Below are 17,720 nucleotides of genomic sequence, written 5' to 3' on the forward strand. Positions count from 1 at the left end.
TGCTGCCCAGGGAGCCGGTGCGGGCGATCAGCCGGGCAGGTGCTCGGTGAGGGCCTGGACCACTCGGGCAGCGGCGTTGCCGTCCCCGTAGGGGTGGGCGTCGGCCTCGGCGGGCTCAGTCGGCCTGGCACGGGAGGCGGCATCGACCAGGGCCTGACCGGGCTCGACCAGGACGTTCCAACCCAGGTCGACGGTCTCGACCCACTCGGTCTGGGGACGCACCGTGGTGCACGGCGCCCGCAGGAGGAAGGCCTCCTTCTGCAGACCCCCGGAGTCGGTGACCACGCCGCGGGCGTGCAGGGTCGAGGCGACGAGCTCGGGGTAGGCCAGGGGCGGGTGCATCCGCAGGTTGCCCGAGTCCCCCAGGGTGATGCCGTGCTCGGTGCACTTGGCCACCAGGCGCGGATGGGCCAGGAGGACCACCGGGTGGTCGACCGCCGCCAGCGACTCCAGGATCGAGCGCAGGCGCTGGGGTTCGTCGGTGTTCTCCGCCCGGTGGATGGTGGCCAGCGAGTAGCCGCCCTCGGGCAGATCCAGCTCGGTCATGACGGGGGAGGGGGCGTCGATGACGGAGTCGCGCACCGAGAACAGGATGTCGGTCATCACGTCGCCCACGACGACGGTGCGCTCGGCCAGCCCCTCGTCGGCCAGGTGGGCGGCCCCCACCTTGGTCGGTGCCAGCAGCAGGTCGGCGGCGTGGTCGGTCAGGATCCGGTTGATCTCCTCGGGCATGGCCCGGTTGAAGGAGCGCAGGCCCGCCTCCAGGTGGGCGATGGGCACATGGAGCTTGACGGCGGACAGCGCCCCGGCCAGCGTGGAGTTCGTGTCCCCGTAGACCAGGACCCAGTCGGGGCGGTGGGCATCGATGGTCTCGTCCATGGCTGCGAGCATCGTGCCGGTCTGCACCCCGTGCGATCCCGAGCCGACACCCAGGTGGACGTCCGGGGCCGAGATCCCCAGGTCGCTGAAGAAGACGTCGGAGAGCATCGGGTCGTAGTGCTGCCCGGTGTGAACAATCACATGGTCGATACCGGCCTCCCGGAAAGCGGCGTCGATCGGGGCTAGCTTGACGAACTGGGGCCGGGCGCCCACTACTGACATGACACGCATGGTTGAGACTCTACCGTGACTGCGCAGGCCCCGGTGACACCCGCGACCAGGGCGTCAAGGACGCGGACGCCTTTTCGTACGGTCGTGAGCTTCGGTGGGACGGTGCTGAAAGGGCTGCGCCCCGGCAGTCGTCGGCACCGGTTCCCGAACGTCGCCGTGAGGATCCTGTCCGCCGGCGTCGTGCCATAACTGTGATCGGCCGATGGTACTATCACTCGCGCTCGAGTCTGTCTGCCTGGTGCGGCCGCGCCTGGTCCCTGAGATACCCCCTAAAGGAGGCGAGGCACCGTATGGCTGCGATCGTCTACCACGCCCCCTTTCCCCTGGATCGGGAGGCGTCGTCGGCTTCCGGTATCCGGCCCGTGCGCATGCTCGACGCCTTCCGGGAGCTCGGCTACACCGTCCTGGACGTCACCGGCTCGGCGCGGGAGCGGTCCCGCCGCCTGCGTGCCCTGAGGGACCGCCTCCAGAGCGGGGAGCGCATTGAGTTCCTCTACTCCGAGTGCGCGACCATCCCCACCATGCTGACCGAGCCGCGTCACCTCCCGCCCCACCCCTTCGTGGATCCGGCGCTCATGCGGCTGATGCACCGGCACGGCGTACCCACGTCCCTGTTCTACCGGGACATCTACTGGGCCTTCCCCGACTACCGCGAGAGGGTCGGGACCGCGCTGGCCACCGCCATGGGCTGCGTCTACCGCTACGACCTGGCCTGGTACTCGCGTTACATCGACCGCCTCTACCTGCCCTCGATGCGCATGGGCGCCCACGTCCCCGGGTTCCCCGAGGAGCGCATGGCCCCGCTGCCCCCGGGCTGCGAGATCGTTGACGGGGCGCCCTCCTCCCGCGCCGACGGCGAGCTCCACCTGCTCTACATCGGTGGGCTGGGCGGCCACTACCGGCTTCAGGAGTGCCTGCGCGCCGTCGTCGACGTGCCCGGCACCAGCCTGACCATCTGCACCCGCCCCGACCAGTGGGAGGCGGCCGGCGACCAGTACGCCGACCTGGTGGAGGCCGCCGGCGGCAGGATCGAGGTCGTGCACCGTTCCGGAGAGGAGCTCACCGCCCTCTACGAGCGCGCGGACCTCTGCGTCCTGTTCGTCGAGCCGGACCCGTATCGGGAGTTCGCCTCCCCGGTCAAGCTCTACGAGTACCTCGGACGCGGCAAGCCGGTCATCGCCTCCCAGGGGACCCTGGCCGCCCAGGTCGTGGGCGCCGCCGGCGCCGGCTGGACCCTTCCCTACGACGCCAGTGAGCTCTCCGGGCTGCTGCGCGGACTCCTCGATCGCCCCCAGGAGGTCGCCGAGGCCGCAGGCCGGGCCCGAGAGGCTCGTCAGGAGCACACCTGGCTCAGTCGGGCGCGCACGGTCGCCGAGGACATGGAGGCGGTCCGGGCCGGTGGGCTCGCCCAGGCCCGCACGCTGCGAGCAGGAGGGAACCGATGAGCGCACGAGGCTTCGTCAAGGCGTCGCTGGGCGCTCTGGTGCTGGGCGGCGCCGTGGCCGCGCTGACGACGGCGGTGACGTCGCGTCGGTGCGTCCGTTCCGGTCGAGACGGCGGCATCCTGGTGGCCACCCGCATCCACCTGCCCGAGGCCGCCGCCGCGTCCTTCCGGCTCGACAGCGTGGAGAAGGCGCTCGCGGCCGACGGGGTGGCGGTGCGGGTCCTCACCAGCCAGGCCCCGGCCGACGCGCCGCAGGGCGAGCCCGATCCTGAGGGGGTCCGGGTCTCCCGCTGGCCGGTGCTGCGGGACTCCTCGGGCTACCTGCGCGGCTATGTGCCCTATCTGTCCTTCGACCTGCCCCTGGCTCTGAGGCTGCTGGTGGCTCCTCGGCCGGAGGCGATCCTCGTCGAGCCGCCCCCCACGACCGGTGCGGTCGTGCGGGTGGTGGCGGCCCTGCGCGCGATCCCCTACGTGTGGTACGCCGCGGACGTCTGGTCTGCGGCAGCCGCCTCCACCGGAGCCGCCGACATCGTCGTGCGGGCCGTTGAGAAGCTCGAGGCCTTCGCCGTCGGCGGGGCCGCGCGCGTCATCGCCGTCAATGACGGGGTCGCCCGTTCCGTCGCCGAGCTCGTGAACACGGCAGAGGACGATGCTGCCTGGGCGCAGCGGATACGGGTCGTGCCCAACGGGATCGACACCGCTGTCTTCGACGCCCACGGCCCGACCCCCTCTGAGCAGGACCGTGCGCGGGTCGGGCTGAGCGGGCCGTACTTCGTCTACGCCGGAACGGCCTCGGAGTGGCAGGGCGCCGACGTCTTCGTCCACGCCCTGGCCCAGGTGCGACGCACTCACCCGAAGGCCCAGCTGCTCTTCCTGGGGCGGGGAACGGCCTGGCAGGAGATCACTGAGGCCGCCTCCCAGCTGCCCGCGGGGGCCGACGGCGCTCCGGCCGTCATCATGCACCCGGCCGTGCCCGCGGCGGAGGCCGCCGTATGGCAGCGGGGCGCCGCAGCGGCCCTGGTGTCCATCAAGCCCGGGCAGGGCTACGACTTCGCCTACCCCACCAAGGTCCTCTCCGCCCTGGGGTGCGGCACACCGGTGCTCTTCGCCGGTCGCGGGCCGGTGTCCGCGGACGTGCGCGACTTCGACCTGGGGTGGGCGGCCGAGCACGACGCGGCGGCGGTCGCCGAGGCCATGCGCACGGCGCTGGACGTCTACGACGCCGGGATCGCCTCGGGGGCGCGATCCGCGACGGCGCAGCGCTTCCACGACTGGGTCGAGGACCATCGCTCGCTGCGAGCCACGGGACAGTCCGCCGCCCGCATCGTGCAGGAGGCCGCCGCCGGGGCCGATGACGGCAGCAAGAAGAATGATGAGTTCAATGACGTACGCCGAGTGAGTGAGGAACAACGTTGGTGACCAACAGCCTGGTCGACTGGTTCAACACCCTGCCAACCGCGATCCTGCTTCTGTCGGCGCTCTTCGGGGTCGGGTGGCTCGTGCTGCGCGCCGCCGGGATGAGAGGGATCCGTCCCGTGGCGCTGGCCCCGACCATCAGCGCCCTCATCCTGACGGCGGACGGGCTCTTCCAGGCCGCCGTCGGCAGGCCCTGGGGCTGGATCCCGGTCATGGTCACGACCGCGATCCTGGCTCTCGTGGCCTCCACGATGAAGCGTCTCATCGACCGCTGGGACCCGGGGATCCTGCTCATGCCCGAGGATCAGCGGGAGGGCATGACCATGCGCACCGATGGCGGACGCGCCGAGCGCAGGCTCTTTCTGACGGTCCTCGTGTTCTGGGCCGTCACCGCGCTACCCGTCATCCTCACCATCCCGCCGAACGCCGTCTCCCAGAGCGGTGACGCCCTCTACCACTACATGCAGGTCGCCATCATCGAGCGCGAGGACTACGCCTCGATGTTCAACCCGAACGCCGGCATGTTCGGGCTGACGAGCCACGCGGGCTTCTACCCGATCGTGTGGCACCAGGTCGCCAGCCTGGGCGCGTGGAGCTGGCGTGAGACGCTCATCGCCAACAACGTCCTGCTGCTGGCCGTGGCGCTGGTGTGGTACCTCGGTCTGGTCTACCTGGCTCGTACCGCGCTGCCGAAGGTCCGTCAGGCCCCCTACCTGGCGCTGGCCGCCTCGCTCCTGGCTCCGGTGTTCCCCTGGCGGCTCACCTACGGTGCCGCGCTGTGGCCCTACTGCATGGCGGTGGCCACCTGCCCGGCCGTCATCGCCATGTCGATCGAGTGCTGGCGCCGCGCCCGCACCCTCCTGGAGGTGGCCGCCCGCGAACAGAACACCTCAGTGCGGGGCGCTCGGGCGCGCGCGGCCATGGCACTGAGCGCCATCATCCCCTTCTTCGTCGGGTCCTGCCTCATCCACACCTCAGCGGCCGCGATGCTCTTGTGGCCGCTGCTCGGCATCGTCCTGTGCTACGCGGTGCGCTCGGGGGCCAGGAGCTGGCGCGCGGGGCGCCGTCCCCTGGCCGCCGCCTGGTGGATCGGTGCCGTCCTGGTGGTGGTCGCGCTCGTCGCCTTCGTCTTCCTGCCCGGTCCCCAGCAGCACCACTTCGGCAGGTACACCGAGCTGGACTGGAGCAACCCCGTCACCAAGCTCCTCATCCCCATCGCACTGAACTACTTCGGGGGGTGGGCCACCGAGTGGATCGAGCTGCCGTTGACGGTCCTGAGTCTCCTGGGCGCCGCGATCTGCCTGTGGCGGCGGCGCAACTGGGAGCTGGTGGTGGCATGGGTCTTCAGCATGTCCCTCATCCTGGCCGCCATCGCCCCCATTCCGGTGCTCTCATCGATCACCGGCCTGTTCTACCGCAACCCGCACCGGCTCAAGGCGATGACCGCTGTCCTGGCCGTACTCCTCGTCGTCGTCACCTTGGACGCTCTGCGCACGTGGCTGACCCCGGTGGTGCTGAAGGCTCGCTCCGGCCTCAACGGCGCCTTCGCCCGCGTCGGGCTCTCCGACTCGACGATCTCGGTGGTGAACCGGGTGGCGGCCGCCTGCATCGTCGTCGTCCTGTGCACGCCGGCCATGGTGGTCGGGAGCCAGGCCATCGCCTCCGACGTACGTGAGGGCTACCTGCCGGTACACGGCGACACCCGCTTCATCGCGGACAAGGCCGAGCTCGACATGATCCGCCGCCTGCCCGAGGAGCTGCCGGACGACGCCGTCGTCATCGGTGACCCGGTGGCTGGAACGGGGTACATCCCCATCCTCACCGGTATGCGCAGCGTGTGGGTCTTTCCCGGCCAGGCGGCCGACGACGCGGACGGGATCTACCTGCGCGAGCACTTCAAGCAGATCCGCACCGACCCCCACGTGTGCGAGATCCTGAAGCAGCACGGGATCCGCTACTTCTACGCCGACAAGGACATTCGCTTCAACAACTCCCAGCTCAGCAAGATCCGGCCCGGGCTGTACGGGGTCGACACCTCCAGCGGGTTCACCCTCATCGATTCCGGCGGCTCGGCCTCGCTGTGGCGCATCGACATCTGCGGCTGACGGTCCGCCGACGCCTTGACGGCGCCGTCGGCCGCCACCGATGGAAGCCGACGACCGTGCTGGTCATGGATGGTATCCCCGCCAACAGAGCGGCTCGGCGTCCGCATCGGGGACTGCCGGTCCCTCAGCTCATGGGAGCCACGGGCTCGGCGCCCCAGGTCCCCTCCAGGAACAGCCTCGTCCACAGTCCCGTCGAGGTGGCTCCCCGGGCCATGCGCAGGATCTGCTCGGCGTAGGGCATGGGGGCGTTGAACGCCTCGAAGGCCATGGGATGGCGAAGCATGGTTCTCATGGAGAAGGCTCGTGACAGGGCCGTGCGGGTGCCGGTGACGGTCAGTGCCGCCATGAGCGCGCGCCGCGGCCCGGCGGGGATCCGTGCGGCCGGCGCCTCGAAGAGCTGGGAGGCGGTGCCCGTCGCCTCGGCGTAGACCTCCGCCGTGAACTGCGCGTACCAGTCGCGAGTGGCGGTCAGCTCCTCCGAGCCCCGCAGCCAGGCGCGCCAGACCTCGGTGTCGAGCATCGGCAGCGCCCAGCCGTATCCGAAGGCCTCGTAGGCCTTGAAGGACTCGTTGATGTACTTGGCCTGGCGCTCCTGGAGGTTCACCCACTCCAGGAGCTCCTGGATGGAGCGGCCGCGTCCGGCCAGGTCCTCGCCCCGGCCGGCCGGGAAGGAGACCTCCTGGGCGCCCTGCACCACCGCCTGGCGCAGCAGGGGCAGGTGGCGCCACGCGCGGCGGTCCCCCTGAAGCAGCGAGTGGTGCCGGGCCACGGTGGTGAGCACCTCGTTGCGCGACGGCCTGGCCTCAAGCAGGTGCTCGTCATGCATGTTCCCCACGATCGTGTGACCGGGCAGAAACACCGCGTCGGTATCGATCAGGGCCTTCCGGCGCATCTGGAGCAGGGCGTACCAGTCCTGGACGTGCGGCAGGGAGGTCAGGCCCCAGGTGCGCCTCTGGAAGTCGACGCCGTCGGGTCCGGCCCAGGTGCGAGCCACCTCGGTGGGGTCCAGGTCGACCGTGAACCAGTCCATCCCGAGCGCCTCGGCCACGCCCCGGGAGATGGCGACCTCGGAGCTGCCCGGCACCCCGTAGGTGAAGGTCACGACGTCACGGGCCCCGTGGCGCTTGAGCCAGACGGCCAGCAGCCGGGAGTCCAGCCCGCCGGATAGGGGAACGAGGAGCTGGCGGCCGTCGGTGTCCTGAAGAACGCGCTCGACCGCGGTGTCGAGCGCGCTGCGGAAGACGCCCGCGAACTCCTCAGGGGAGGTGACCGGGTCGACGTCGTAACGGTAGGTCTCCCACGAGCGGCTGCTCCAGGTGCCGTCGGACCTCAGCTCCACCACCGAGCCGGCCGGAGTGGCGTACACCTCATGGGCCAGGGTCCGCGTCCCGGGCGTGAAGCCCGCGTGCAGGAAGACCTCAGCGGCCTGCTCATCGCGGGTCCAGGTGGGGGCGTGCCGGCGCAGCTCCTGAGGGTCGTCACTGATGACCCAGGTATCACCCGCACGGGTGAACAGGAGGTGGTGGGAACGGGTGCGGTCCGTGGTCAGACGCACGACGCCGTCGGTCGCCTCGATGAGTGTCCACGCCCCCGTGCGCCGCTCAGGCTGCTCGCGCCGCAGGGACTCCAGATCGCCGGCCCCGGGCGGCAGCGGTCGCCACAGGTGGCACTGGGACGCCGGGGACACTGGGGACTCAGTACTCGCCGGACTGTGCGTCCACGTCGGAGACGTCAAATGAAGCCGGTATCCGGGAGTGGGCATGTCCATGGGGTCCGTGTGGTCCAAGTCGTGCATGTGGACATGGTAAGCGCCGTATCATACGGAGGGCTGCTACCCGAGCCGCCACCTGAGCATCAACCTGAGCCTCAGCCTGATCCGTCGGAAGGACCAACCCGTATGCGCATCGCCGTCGTCGCCCTGGGCAAGATCGGACTGCCTCTGGCCGTCCAGTACGCAGACAAGGGCCACGAGGTCATCGGAGTCGACGTCAACCCCGCCGTCGTCGAGGCCGTCAACGCCGGAACCGAGCCCTTCCCCGGCGAGGCCCACCTGGCCGAGAAGCTCGCCGCCCTGAGCCCCGCCACCGGCAACGGCGCCCTGCGCGCCACCACCGACTACGCCGAGGCCATCCCCGAGGCCGACGCGATCGTGCTGGTCGTGCCGCTCTTCGTCAACGACGCCACCTGGGAGCCGGACTTCGCCTGGATGGACGACGCCACCCGCTCCCTGGCCGCCCACCTGACCCCCGACACCCTCATCTCCTACGAGACCACCCTGCCCGTGGGCACGCTGCGCGGCCGCTTCAAGCCCATGATCGAGGAGATCAGCGGCCTGAAGGAGGGGACCGACTTCCACCTCGTCTTCAGCCCCGAGCGGGTCCTCACCGGCCGCGTCTTCGCCGACCTGCGCCGCTACCCCAAGCTCGTGGGCGGCCTGGACGAGGCCGGCACCCGGGCCGGCATCGCCTTCTACGAGTCCGTCCTCGACTTCGACCAGCGCGACGACCTGCCCCGCCCCAACGGCGTGTGGGACATGGGCACCGCCGAGGCCGCCGAGATGGCCAAGCTCGCCGAGACCACCTACCGCGACGTCAACATCGGCCTGGCCAACCAGTTCGCCGTCTACGCCGACAAGGCCGGCTTCGACATCGAGCGCGTCATCGAGGCCTGCAACTCCCAGCCCTACTCCCACATCCACCGCCCCGGCATCGCGGTGGGAGGGCACTGCATCCCGGTCTACCCGCGCCTGTACCTGTCCACCGACCCCGACGCCTCCGTGGTGCGCACCGCCCGCACCTTCAACGCCACGATGCCTGCCTACGTGGTGGGCCGGGCCACCGAGGTGCTCGGCTCGCTCAAGGACCTGCGCGTCGTCGTGCTGGGGGCCTCCTACCGCGGCAAGGTCAAGGAGACCGCCTTCTCCGGTGTCTTCCCCACCGTGGATGCCCTGCGCGAGGCCGGCGCCGAGGTCCTCGTCCACGACCCCATGTACACCGACGAGGAGCTGACCGGCTTCGGCTGGACCCCCTACCACCTGGGGGAGCAGGTCGACGTCGCCATCGTCCAGGCCGACCACCCCGAGTACCGCGAGCTCACCGCCGCCGACCTGCCCGGGCTGCGCCTCCTGCTGGACGGGCGCCGTGCCACCGACGCCGCCAAGTGGACCGGCGTGCCGCGCCTGACCATCGGCGGAGGCGAGTGACCCCGGAGGCCCTCTGAGCGTGGTGGTCGCCTCGATCCCGGCGATGAGCGCGGTCGGTGACGGCTCCTGGTGGACCGTGTGGTCCACCGTGGTCGTCGCGGTCGCCCTGACACTCTTCCCCGGGTGGCAGGTGGCCCGCGCCTGGGGCATCCGCGGACTGACCGCCACTGGGACGGCCCCCGCGCTCCTCCTGGGCCTTGTCGGCCCGGGGACGGTGATTGCCGGTGCGCTCGGCATCCGCTGGGGCTGGGGGGCTCTCCTCCTCGGGCCCGCCGGGTGGCTGTGGGTGACCGGGGTGCTCCTCGGGGCCCTCCTGACCCGCTTCGGCGGGCGCTCGCGCGACAGGGCCCGACTTGGCGGCGCTGGCAGCGTCCTGACCCCGCCGGCCCTCAGCCGCCGGGACACCTGGCTGGTGGCCGGGGCGGTTGGGTTCTCCGGCCTCATGACGGTCCTGCCCTCCCTCATCGGCACTCGCGGCCCGCAGTCACCGCCGCAGGCCTCCGACGCCGTGTTCCACCTGTCCGCCGTCGCCTTCATGCGCCAGGAGGGCAATGCCTCACCGCTCGGAGGACTGGCCTCCATGTACGACGGCGCCGTCGGCTACTACCCGACCGGCTGGCACGCCCTGGCGGTCCTCCTACCCGGCAACGTCGTCGTCGGCGCCAATGTTCTGGTACTGATCGCCGCCGGGCTGATCTGGCCACTGGGCATGGCGGCGCTGCTGCGCGAGGTGCTCGGCCGCATGCGCTCCTCCACGAAGGCCGCCGACGGCGTCGTCCTTGCCGTCGGCACGGCCCTGTCGGGCTCGGTGGTGAGCCTTGTGCTGCTCCTGACCAGCACGTGGCCCTATGCCCTGAGCCTCGCCGTCCTGCCGGGTGCCCTGGCCCTTATCGTCAGGGCCTGCGTCCCCGGCAAGGCGGGGCCCGCGGCCAGAGCCAGTGCGCTGGCAATGGCGGGGCTGGCCGGTATCGGCGTCGTGACCGCCCACGGCGCCGGACTGTTCAACCTCGCCGTCCTCGGCGGACCGGTGGTCCTGGCCTCACTCGCCCCGTTTCTTACCCGGTGGTGGCGGCGCGGTGGAACCCGGCGGGCCGCACTGCTGGGGGGCGCGGTCGGCGCGGTGAGCGTCGTCGCCGTGGGCGCCTGGGTGATGCGCTCCTCCCTGGCCTCGGTCATGGCCTACCCGCGCCCTGGCGGGAACCTGCCCGAGACGACCTGGGCGATCCTCACCGACCACCCGCTCCTGGCCACCTACACCCCCTGGTACCTGGGCAACGCCGTGGTCACCGGCCTTGCCCTGCTCGGGGCGGTCTCGGCCTGGCGGACACCGGGGCTGCGGCGCTGGTGCGTGGGGACGGGCCTGGCCATCGTCCTCATCCTGCTGGCGTCCGGACCGCAGTGGCCGCTGCGAGCCCTGGCCGGTCCCTGGTACACCCAGCGGGCCCGGATCATGCCACTGATCACGATCGGAGTGCTCGTCCTGGCCGCCTGGGGAGTCGCCGAGGCGCAGCGCCGCTCATGGGGCCGTCGGGCAGGAGCGCTTGCGAGGCGCAACGTGCCGGCCTGCCTGCTCCTGGGCTCGCTCGTCCTGGCCCCCGCCTGGCGCTGGAGCCTCAAGACGGAGATCCTCCGGTCCGTCCACGACCCCTCGCGCATCGTCTACGGGACCATGCTCAGTGATGAGGAGCTCGCCCTCATCCGCCGTGCCCCCTCGACCCTGCCCACCGACGCCGTCGTCCTGGGCAATCCCTCGAACGGGAGCGCCTACCTGTGGAGCGTGGCCGGGGTGAGGGTGGTCTACCCCTCCCGGCCGGAACCGCCTGCGCAGGACCTGGGCTGGCTGGGCCGCCACCTCCACGAGATCGGCTCGAATCCACGGGTGTGCAGCATCCTCAAGCAGCGGGGCGTGCACTACTACTACACCGACAGCACCGTGCCCGACGGCGCCACCGGTGGCGGCCGCGAACCCCTGTGGGGGCCAGATCTGGACCGGCTGCCCCACAAGTACCTCGAGCAGATCGACCGCACACCGGACGGCAAGGTCGCCCTGTGGCGCATCACCGCCTGCGACTGAGACGGCCTGTTCCACGATCCTGGGTCAGGAGACTGAGGCCAGCTTTTGCACGACGTACTGATTCAAGCTGGTGGACTGCTCTGCTGCTTCCATGGCCAGACGTCGGTGCAGCTCCTCGCCGAGGCGCAGCCGGAACCTGCCCGATCATATGCGCTGTGAGGATGTGCGCCTGTTCGTCTCGGATGGGGGAGCCGGCTCCCAGGTGGTTCTGTCGGTGCCCAGCAGGACCGCCAGGCCGATCGGCACCACCATGATGATGGGCACCATGTAGCGGAATGGTGTGACGGTGGGCGCCGCGATCAGAAGCGTCGCCCACAGCAGGATCACGGGGGCGTAGATCGCCATCCACTCTCGCCGCCCGGCGTAGACGAACCCGACCACGCTCAGCGCCACCGCCCACATCCAGGTTCCCGGACCTGGCGTGGCCTCCATGACGCGCACGGCGGTGCCCGCCGCCGGCTGCAGCGTCTGCGGCAGGAGCGAGTGGTTGACGACACCGGCATTGGCGTAGTCACGAATGAGCTGGTCCCGGCCGGCCGGGTAGTTCGAGACCGCGGAGATGAAGCGGGACTGCCCATCGGTGCTGATCGGGTCGGCATCGAAGCGCCACAGGTTGGCGGTATGCAGGAGGAATCCCGTGACGAAGGGGCGGGGGCACGCCACCAGGGCCCGCCCCCACGCGGAGAGGAACTGGCCACGGTGCGCGTCGAGGTAGGCGTTGTTGAAGATCGGGGAGTCCTTGGTCGGGTCGACGCTGGCGGGTCGGTAGACCTGCTTCCAGACCTCGGGCTCCAGGACGTTGTCGAAGACCTGCCGGCTCGCCGGCGGCAGGCAGTCGGCATCATGGACCAGTGTGTATCCGATCATCTGCAGCGGGATCCCCAGGGCCTCCTTGGCATGCTGGGACTGCGCCGTCGCGGCCGTGGGAACGACGATGATGACCAGGGTGACGGCGCTGACCGCCAGCGCTCGGCGCAGGTGCGCCCGCGACCACCACACCATCAGCGCCAGGATCACCAGAACCACCGGCAGGGCGTTGTTGCGCATGAGCGCGAACCCCGCCGGTGCCGCCACCACCACCGCGATGCCTCGCCTGCTCAGCAGCACCTGCCCGGCGCTGGCGCGCACCACGAGCAGCACCGGGATGAGCAGGGTGGTGAACAGGGAGAAGGCCGCGTCCTTGACCACGGCGAAGGAGTAGTCAGCCACCAGCGGCATGAGCGCGCAGTAGGCGATGAGAAGCCCAGTCACTCGCCGCGAGGCCCCCTTACGGTCCAGGAAGACTGCGACGCCGCTCACGCAGGCCGCCCACAGCAGCATCTGGACCACCGACAGCAGCACGACACCGGTCAGATCGCCTCCGGCCAGGCGTCCCAGACGGAACAGGACCCCGATCGTCAGCCCGTAGGTGATCGGGTGCTGGGCCCCCGCCCCGATCGGATCCCTCAGGATCCAGGCCGTGTCGTTCATTGAGGCCATCGGCCACAGGTGCGCGTACAGGAGGGACCAGCAGATCAGCGGAATCAGGAACGCCAGCAGGGCCAGCCGACGACGGTTCCTCCAACCGGCCCCGGACTGCGCACCGGTCTCTTGCGAACCGCGGCTCCTGCGCTGTGCAGCCAGGTCCACCACCGCCAGGAGCCCCCAGCACGCGGCCCCGCTGAGAACCAGGGCCACCAGGAGTCGCACCGGATTGAAGGAGCCCTCCTGAAGCAGGCCGGTGGCCCGCTGGACCCGTCCCACCACTTGTGAGGCGGTGTCCACTGTCGCGAAGGCAGCAGCGAAGAGAGCCGAGGCCACTGCCCGACGCCGCAGGCGACGGTTTCCTCCCTCCTTCAGGTCCTCGGACCGGTTGGATCGGGAGGCGGAGCGGAACGGGGGCGGTGGGCACAGTGGCACGGGCGTTGATCTCCAGTCCGGGGGCACATGAGAAAGCGCCTCAGCACCGGCGATCATTCACACGATCGCCGGGCTCGCAGCGGGTGCCGCTAGAATAGCCCCTACTCAGCACTCGTCCTGATGGGAGTCAGGTGGATCTCTCCAAGCTCGATATCGCAGCGATCGTCCCGTGCCACAACGAGGAGGGCGCGATCGCAAAGGTCGTCGCCGACCTCCTGGCCGCCGTTCCCACGATGCACGTCTTTGTTTATGACAACTGCTCGACCGACCGCACCGCCGAGGTCGCGGCTGCCGCCGGTGCCATCGTTCGACGTGAGGAGCGCAAGGGCAAGGGCAACGTGGTCCGTCGGGCCTTCGCTGATGTCGAGGCCGACATCTACGTCATGATCGACGGTGATGACACCTACGACGCCGCCGCCCTGCCCGACATGATCGCTGCCCTCCTGGAGGGGCCCTACGACCATGTCCTGGGCGTTCGCCGTGACGTGCAGGAGAAGAGCTCCTACCGCCCGGGCCACGAGGCCGGCAACAAGGCCTTCAACCGCCTGACCTCCCGGGTCTTCGGGACCCATGTCACCGATATGCTCTCCGGCTACCGCGTCTTCTCGCGCCGGTTCGTCAAGTCCTTTCCCGCCATGAGCCGGGAGTTCGAGATCGAGACCGAGCTGACGGTTCATGCCGCCACTCTGCGCGTGCCTCAGGTCGAGGTGCCGGTCGGCTTCAAGGAGCGCGCCGCCGGGACGGAGTCCAAGCTCAACACCTTCTCCGATGGGTTCAAGATCCTGGGGCTCATTGGGCGTCTTGTGCGCGATGAGCGCCCCATCCTCTTCTACGGCACCCTGGGGTTCCTCACCTGGGTCGTCGCCTTCGTCCTGGGCGTCCCGGTCGTCGGGCACTTCCTGGAGTTCGGCAACGTCCCGCGCTTCCCCACCTTCTTCCTGAGTGTCGGACTGGTGACGCTCGGTTTCCTGTGGATGATGCTGGGAGTCATCCAGGCGGGGCTGCGGCACTCGCGTGCCAACGCCGCCCGTCTGTCCTACCTCGCCTACCCGGCCGTCTCGCGTCCGTAGAAGCCCACCTGACGATCCGGTCGCGCCCCGGGGCCGACGTCGGAGACGAGCGTGGGGTCCCCGCAGGGACCCCACACGTCACGACTCATCGATGGCGGCGCCGCCCTGTCACTGCCCCTGGGCGGCGTACTTGGCCTCGACCTCGGCCTTGAGCGGGCGCCACCAGGCCTCGTTGTCCCGGTACCAGTCGATGGTGGCCTGCAGGCCGGAGCGGAAGTCGGTGAACTTCGGCGCCCAGCCGAGCTCCTCGACCAGCTTGGAGTTGTCGATGGCGTAGCGCATGTCGTGGCCGGGGCGGTCGGCGACGTGCTCGTAGTCGTCGGGCTCGTGGCCCATGAGCTCCAGGATCAGCTCGACGACCTCCTTGTTGTTCTTCTCGCCGTCGGCGCCGATGAGGTAGGTCTCGCCGATACGGCCCTTCTCGATGATGTCCCACACGGCGTCGTTGTGGTCCAGGACGTGGATCCAGTCGCGCACGTTCTCACCGGCGCCGTAGAGCCTGGGGCGCACACCGTCGATGAGGTTGGTGACCTGACGCGGGATGAATTTCTCGATGTGCTGGTAGGGCCCATAGTTGTTCGAGCAGTTGGAGATCGTGGCCTCCACGCCGAAGGAGCGCACCCAGGCGCGCACGAGCAGGTCGCTTCCGGCCTTGGATGAGGAGTAGGGGGAGGAGGGGTTGTAGGGCGTCGTCGGCTCGAACTTGGCCGGGTCGTCCAGCTCCAGGTCCCCGTAGACCTCGTCGGTGGAGATGTGGTGGAAGCGCACCTTGTGGCGGCGCACCGCCTCCAGGAGGGTGAAGGTGCCTACGAGGTTGGTCTGGATGAAGGGGGAGGGGTCGCGCAGCGAGTTGTCGTTGTGGGACTCGGCCGCGAAGTGGACGACGACGTCGGCCTGGGCCACGAGCGGGTCGACGACGTCGGCGTCGGCGATGTCTCCGACGACGAGGGTGACGCGGTCACCCAGGTCCGCCAGCGAGCCCTTGTTCCCGGCGTAGGTGAGCTTGTCCAGGACGGTGACGGTGGCGTCGGGGTAGCGCACCAGGGTCTGGTGGACGAAGTTGGCGCCGATGAAGCCGGCGCCTCCGGTGATGAGGACGTGCATGGGACTCGCTCCGATAGGTGGGAACTGGGGGCGCTGGGCGCCTGTTATGGCCGACGCCATCATGCCACAGGAGCCCGCTTGAGCCCACGGGCAGCCGCGGGGTGCGGCCGTCCTGCTGGCGCATCCGGATCGAGGCCTCCGGGGCGGTGAGACCGGATTGCAATACTCGTGTCGTGAAGCGGTCAAACCGCGGAGCCTCAAGAAAAGGTGAGGGGTGGGCGGACGGTCGCCGGGATTCTGGGTGCCGCCGTGTCCAGTGCTGTCGAACATCTCCCGTAACTATCAGTAAACTATCAGTAATCTCTTGGAAATTGCTCAGAAATTTGATTTCGTGCCTCTCGAGGGAGCGCGTCGTCGGTTCTGATGGTGAGGCCTGATGGACGCCGGTCGGTATCACCTCAAAGGAGTCCCATGAACGTCCCTCGCGCTCTTGGCCGCATCGGTCCTCGTGGCGGCCATCGCCTCAGCGGCCCTGCCGGTGGTCTCAGTGCCCGCGCACGTGCGTGCCGGTCCGCCGGGCTCATCGCCCTGGCCTCACTTCTCCTGTCAGGCCTGGTCCCCGTGGCCGGCGCCGCGCCCGACACCGGCGACTCCAGCGGTCGGGACGAGACTCCCGCACCGGTCCAGATCCTCGACTTGACCACCTCCGGCGGGCAGGCCACCGAGGTCGGGCGGTCGGGGCTCGACGACGTCCAGGGCTCGACGGGGGAGGGGACCGGCTCCGCTGATGCCGCCTCGGTGAGTGCGGCGCCGATACGCAGCACAACCGCTGCCGTGCCCGCCCTCGCTCAGACGCCGGGCACAGCCGGTGCGCCGGCCGCGTCGATCCTGCCGGCGGACACGGACCCGCAGGCGGACGCCACCCTGCTGACCGACCCGCTTCAGGTCGACCGCTTCTTCGTCGCCGGCTTCACCTGGACCGGCGGCGCCGAGCTCCCCGACGGCGTGCGCATCTACCTGCGCGTGCGGGAGAACGGGACCTGGTCGCCCTGGTACCTCAACGAGGCGGCCGACGCCGGCCGCGACGACCGCACCACCTCCGGAACGGGGGAGTTCGTCACCGGCGGGGCCGACGCGATCCAGGCCTCCGTCGTCGGCGGCTCGCTTCCCGCCGGGCTGCAGCTGGCCCTGGTCCCCTCCCGTCCCCAGGGCGAGGAGGTCCTCGATGCCGACGGCCTCAAGACCACCGAGGCCGCACCGACCCCCGTCATCGAGGAGACCGCCGCATCCCAGCCCCAGGGCGCTCAGGTGGATCCGGCCGCCACGACGCCATCCGCGAGCCCGGCATGGGTCACCCGGCCGGCCGCCGCACCGGTCGCTGCGCCCGTCGTCGCACCGGCTGCGACAACCGCCAACGGCCTCCCGGTTGCGGTGACCACCCGAGCCGAGTGGGGAGCCAAGGCCTCCTACATGAGCTGGGATCCCGAGTACGCGAGAGCAGGCCACGTCGTCGTCCACCACACCGCGGGAACCAACAGCTACTCCGCCGGGCAGTCCGCCTCCATCGTGCGGGGCATCTACTACTATCACGCGGTCACCCTGGACTGGGGCGACATCGGCTACAACTTCCTCGTCGACAAGTTCGGCACCGTCTTCGAGGGGCGCTCCGGCTCCGTGGCGGCACCGGCCGGCAAGATGAGCGTCGGGGCGCACGCCCGCGGCGTCAACACCGGCACCATGGGCATCTCCATGATGGGGGACTACAGCACGGTGTCCCCCTCGGACGCCCAGCTGGGATCCGTGGGCAGGATGGCCGGATGGTTCCTCAAGCGTGCCGGCATCACGGACGCCAACGGCCGTGCGGGCCTGCGCGTGTGGACCACTGAGCGCTACCAGGCCGGATCCACCATCTCCATGCCCCGCATCCTCGGGCACCGGGACGTCGGCCACACCACCTGCCCCGGGAACGTCGGCTACTCCAAGCTCGGCACCATCCGCGCCATCGCGCAGACACAGATCGGCGGTGGTTCGGCGTCGTCGACCGCCCCGGGATCCGTGACCCTGCGTGGTGCGATTCTGACGGCGTGGACCGCTGCCGGTGGGGAGCGCTCGAGGATGGGGTTGCCTACGACCAGTGAGATCGCCTCGTCCAAGGGTGGGGTGTATCAGCGTTTTGAGCACGGTGTGGCGTACTGGACCCGGGCGACTGGGGCTCAGTTCGTGGCTGAGCCGGTGCTGAGCGCCTGGGGCGGCTACTGGTATGAGAAGGGCTCGATGGGCTACCCGCGCAGTGGTGTGGTGAGTGGTCCTGGTGGCAGCTTCCGTCAGAGCTTCGAGGGAGGTGTTGCCTACTGGC

General features: G+C 70.1%; 11 protein-coding genes and 1 pseudogene. 7 read left to right on the forward strand and 5 right to left on the reverse strand.

Annotated elements, in window-relative coordinates; translation table 11 throughout:
- Positions 1-27: 27 nt before the first annotated feature.
- The gene (gene wecB / locus BKH32_RS08765) at positions 28-1,110 is read right to left on the reverse strand and encodes a non-hydrolyzing UDP-N-acetylglucosamine 2-epimerase (RefSeq protein ID WP_075249639.1); all 1,083 of its coding nucleotides are present in this window, start codon (positions 1,108-1,110) and stop codon (positions 28-30) included.
- Positions 1,111-1,400: 290 nt separating this feature from the next.
- On the opposite strand from wecB, the gene BKH32_RS08770 reads away from it, so the two are divergent.
- From BKH32_RS08770 to BKH32_RS08780, 3 genes are read left to right on the forward strand one after another with little or no spacing between them, the layout of a single operon-like run.
- The gene (locus tag BKH32_RS08770; RefSeq protein WP_075249641.1) at positions 1,401-2,555 is read left to right on the forward strand and encodes a glycosyltransferase family protein; all 1,155 of its coding nucleotides are present in this window, start codon (positions 1,401-1,403) and stop codon (positions 2,553-2,555) included.
- Positions 2,552-3,973 (forward strand): glycosyltransferase, encoded by a 1,422-nt coding sequence (locus BKH32_RS08775; RefSeq protein WP_075249642.1) that lies wholly within the window; start codon positions 2,552-2,554, stop codon positions 3,971-3,973. Before BKH32_RS08770 ends, BKH32_RS08775 begins: the two co-directional genes overlap by 4 nt.
- A complete protein-coding gene (locus BKH32_RS08780; protein WP_075249644.1) occupies positions 3,970-6,075 on the forward strand; it encodes a DUF6541 family protein in 2,106 nt (701 codons plus the stop codon). Before BKH32_RS08775 ends, BKH32_RS08780 begins: the two co-directional genes overlap by 4 nt.
- 124 nt (positions 6,076-6,199) lie before the next feature.
- Here the strand turns inward: BKH32_RS08780 and BKH32_RS08785 are convergent, their stop codons facing one another.
- A complete protein-coding gene (locus BKH32_RS08785; protein ID WP_256691473.1) occupies positions 6,200-7,870 on the reverse strand; it encodes an asparagine synthase-related protein in 1,671 nt (556 codons plus the stop codon).
- A 102-nt stretch (positions 7,871-7,972) separates the two neighbouring features.
- Here BKH32_RS08785 and BKH32_RS08790 point away from each other — a divergent pair, with 102 nt between their 5' ends.
- Both BKH32_RS08790 and BKH32_RS08795 read left to right on the forward strand, forming a co-directional pair.
- Entirely contained in the window at positions 7,973-9,277 is a 1,305-nt protein-coding gene (locus tag BKH32_RS08790; protein WP_075249646.1) for a nucleotide sugar dehydrogenase, read from the forward strand.
- 19 nt (positions 9,278-9,296) lie between these two features.
- Positions 9,297-11,351, forward strand: a complete 2,055-nt coding sequence (locus BKH32_RS08795; RefSeq protein WP_252862937.1) for a DUF6541 family protein — start codon at positions 9,297-9,299, stop codon at positions 11,349-11,351.
- A 24-nt stretch (positions 11,352-11,375) separates the two neighbouring features.
- On the opposite strand, the pseudogene BKH32_RS13620 reads toward BKH32_RS08795, so the two are convergent.
- Together BKH32_RS13620 and BKH32_RS08805 are read right to left on the reverse strand one after the other, a co-directional pair.
- A pseudogene (locus BKH32_RS13620) lies at positions 11,376-11,483 on the reverse strand (toxin-antitoxin system HicB family antitoxin); the annotation flags it as partial.
- Positions 11,484-11,495: 12 nt separating this feature from the next.
- Positions 11,496-13,151 (reverse strand): DUF6020 family protein, encoded by a 1,656-nt coding sequence (locus tag BKH32_RS08805; protein ID WP_075249648.1) that lies wholly within the window; start codon positions 13,149-13,151, stop codon positions 11,496-11,498.
- 230 nt (positions 13,152-13,381) lie between these two features.
- On the opposite strand from BKH32_RS08805, the gene BKH32_RS08810 reads away from it, so the two are divergent.
- The gene (locus BKH32_RS08810) at positions 13,382-14,320 is read left to right on the forward strand and encodes a glycosyltransferase (RefSeq protein ID WP_075249650.1); all 939 of its coding nucleotides are present in this window, start codon (positions 13,382-13,384) and stop codon (positions 14,318-14,320) included.
- A gap of 108 nt (positions 14,321-14,428) precedes the next feature.
- On the opposite strand, the gene rfbB is transcribed toward BKH32_RS08810, so the two are convergent.
- Positions 14,429-15,424 (reverse strand): dTDP-glucose 4,6-dehydratase, encoded by a 996-nt coding sequence (gene rfbB, locus BKH32_RS08815; RefSeq protein WP_075249652.1) that lies wholly within the window; start codon positions 15,422-15,424, stop codon positions 14,429-14,431.
- Between the two features lie 411 nt (positions 15,425-15,835).
- On the opposite strand from rfbB, the gene BKH32_RS08820 reads away from it, so the two are divergent.
- A partial coding sequence (locus BKH32_RS08820) for an N-acetylmuramoyl-L-alanine amidase (RefSeq protein ID WP_075249653.1) occupies positions 15,836-17,720 on the forward strand: 1,885 nt, incomplete at its 3' end.

Origin of the sequence: Actinomyces oris (assembly GCF_001929375.1) — a bacterium.
GTDB lineage: Bacteria > Actinomycetota > Actinomycetes > Actinomycetales > Actinomycetaceae > Actinomyces > Actinomyces oris_B.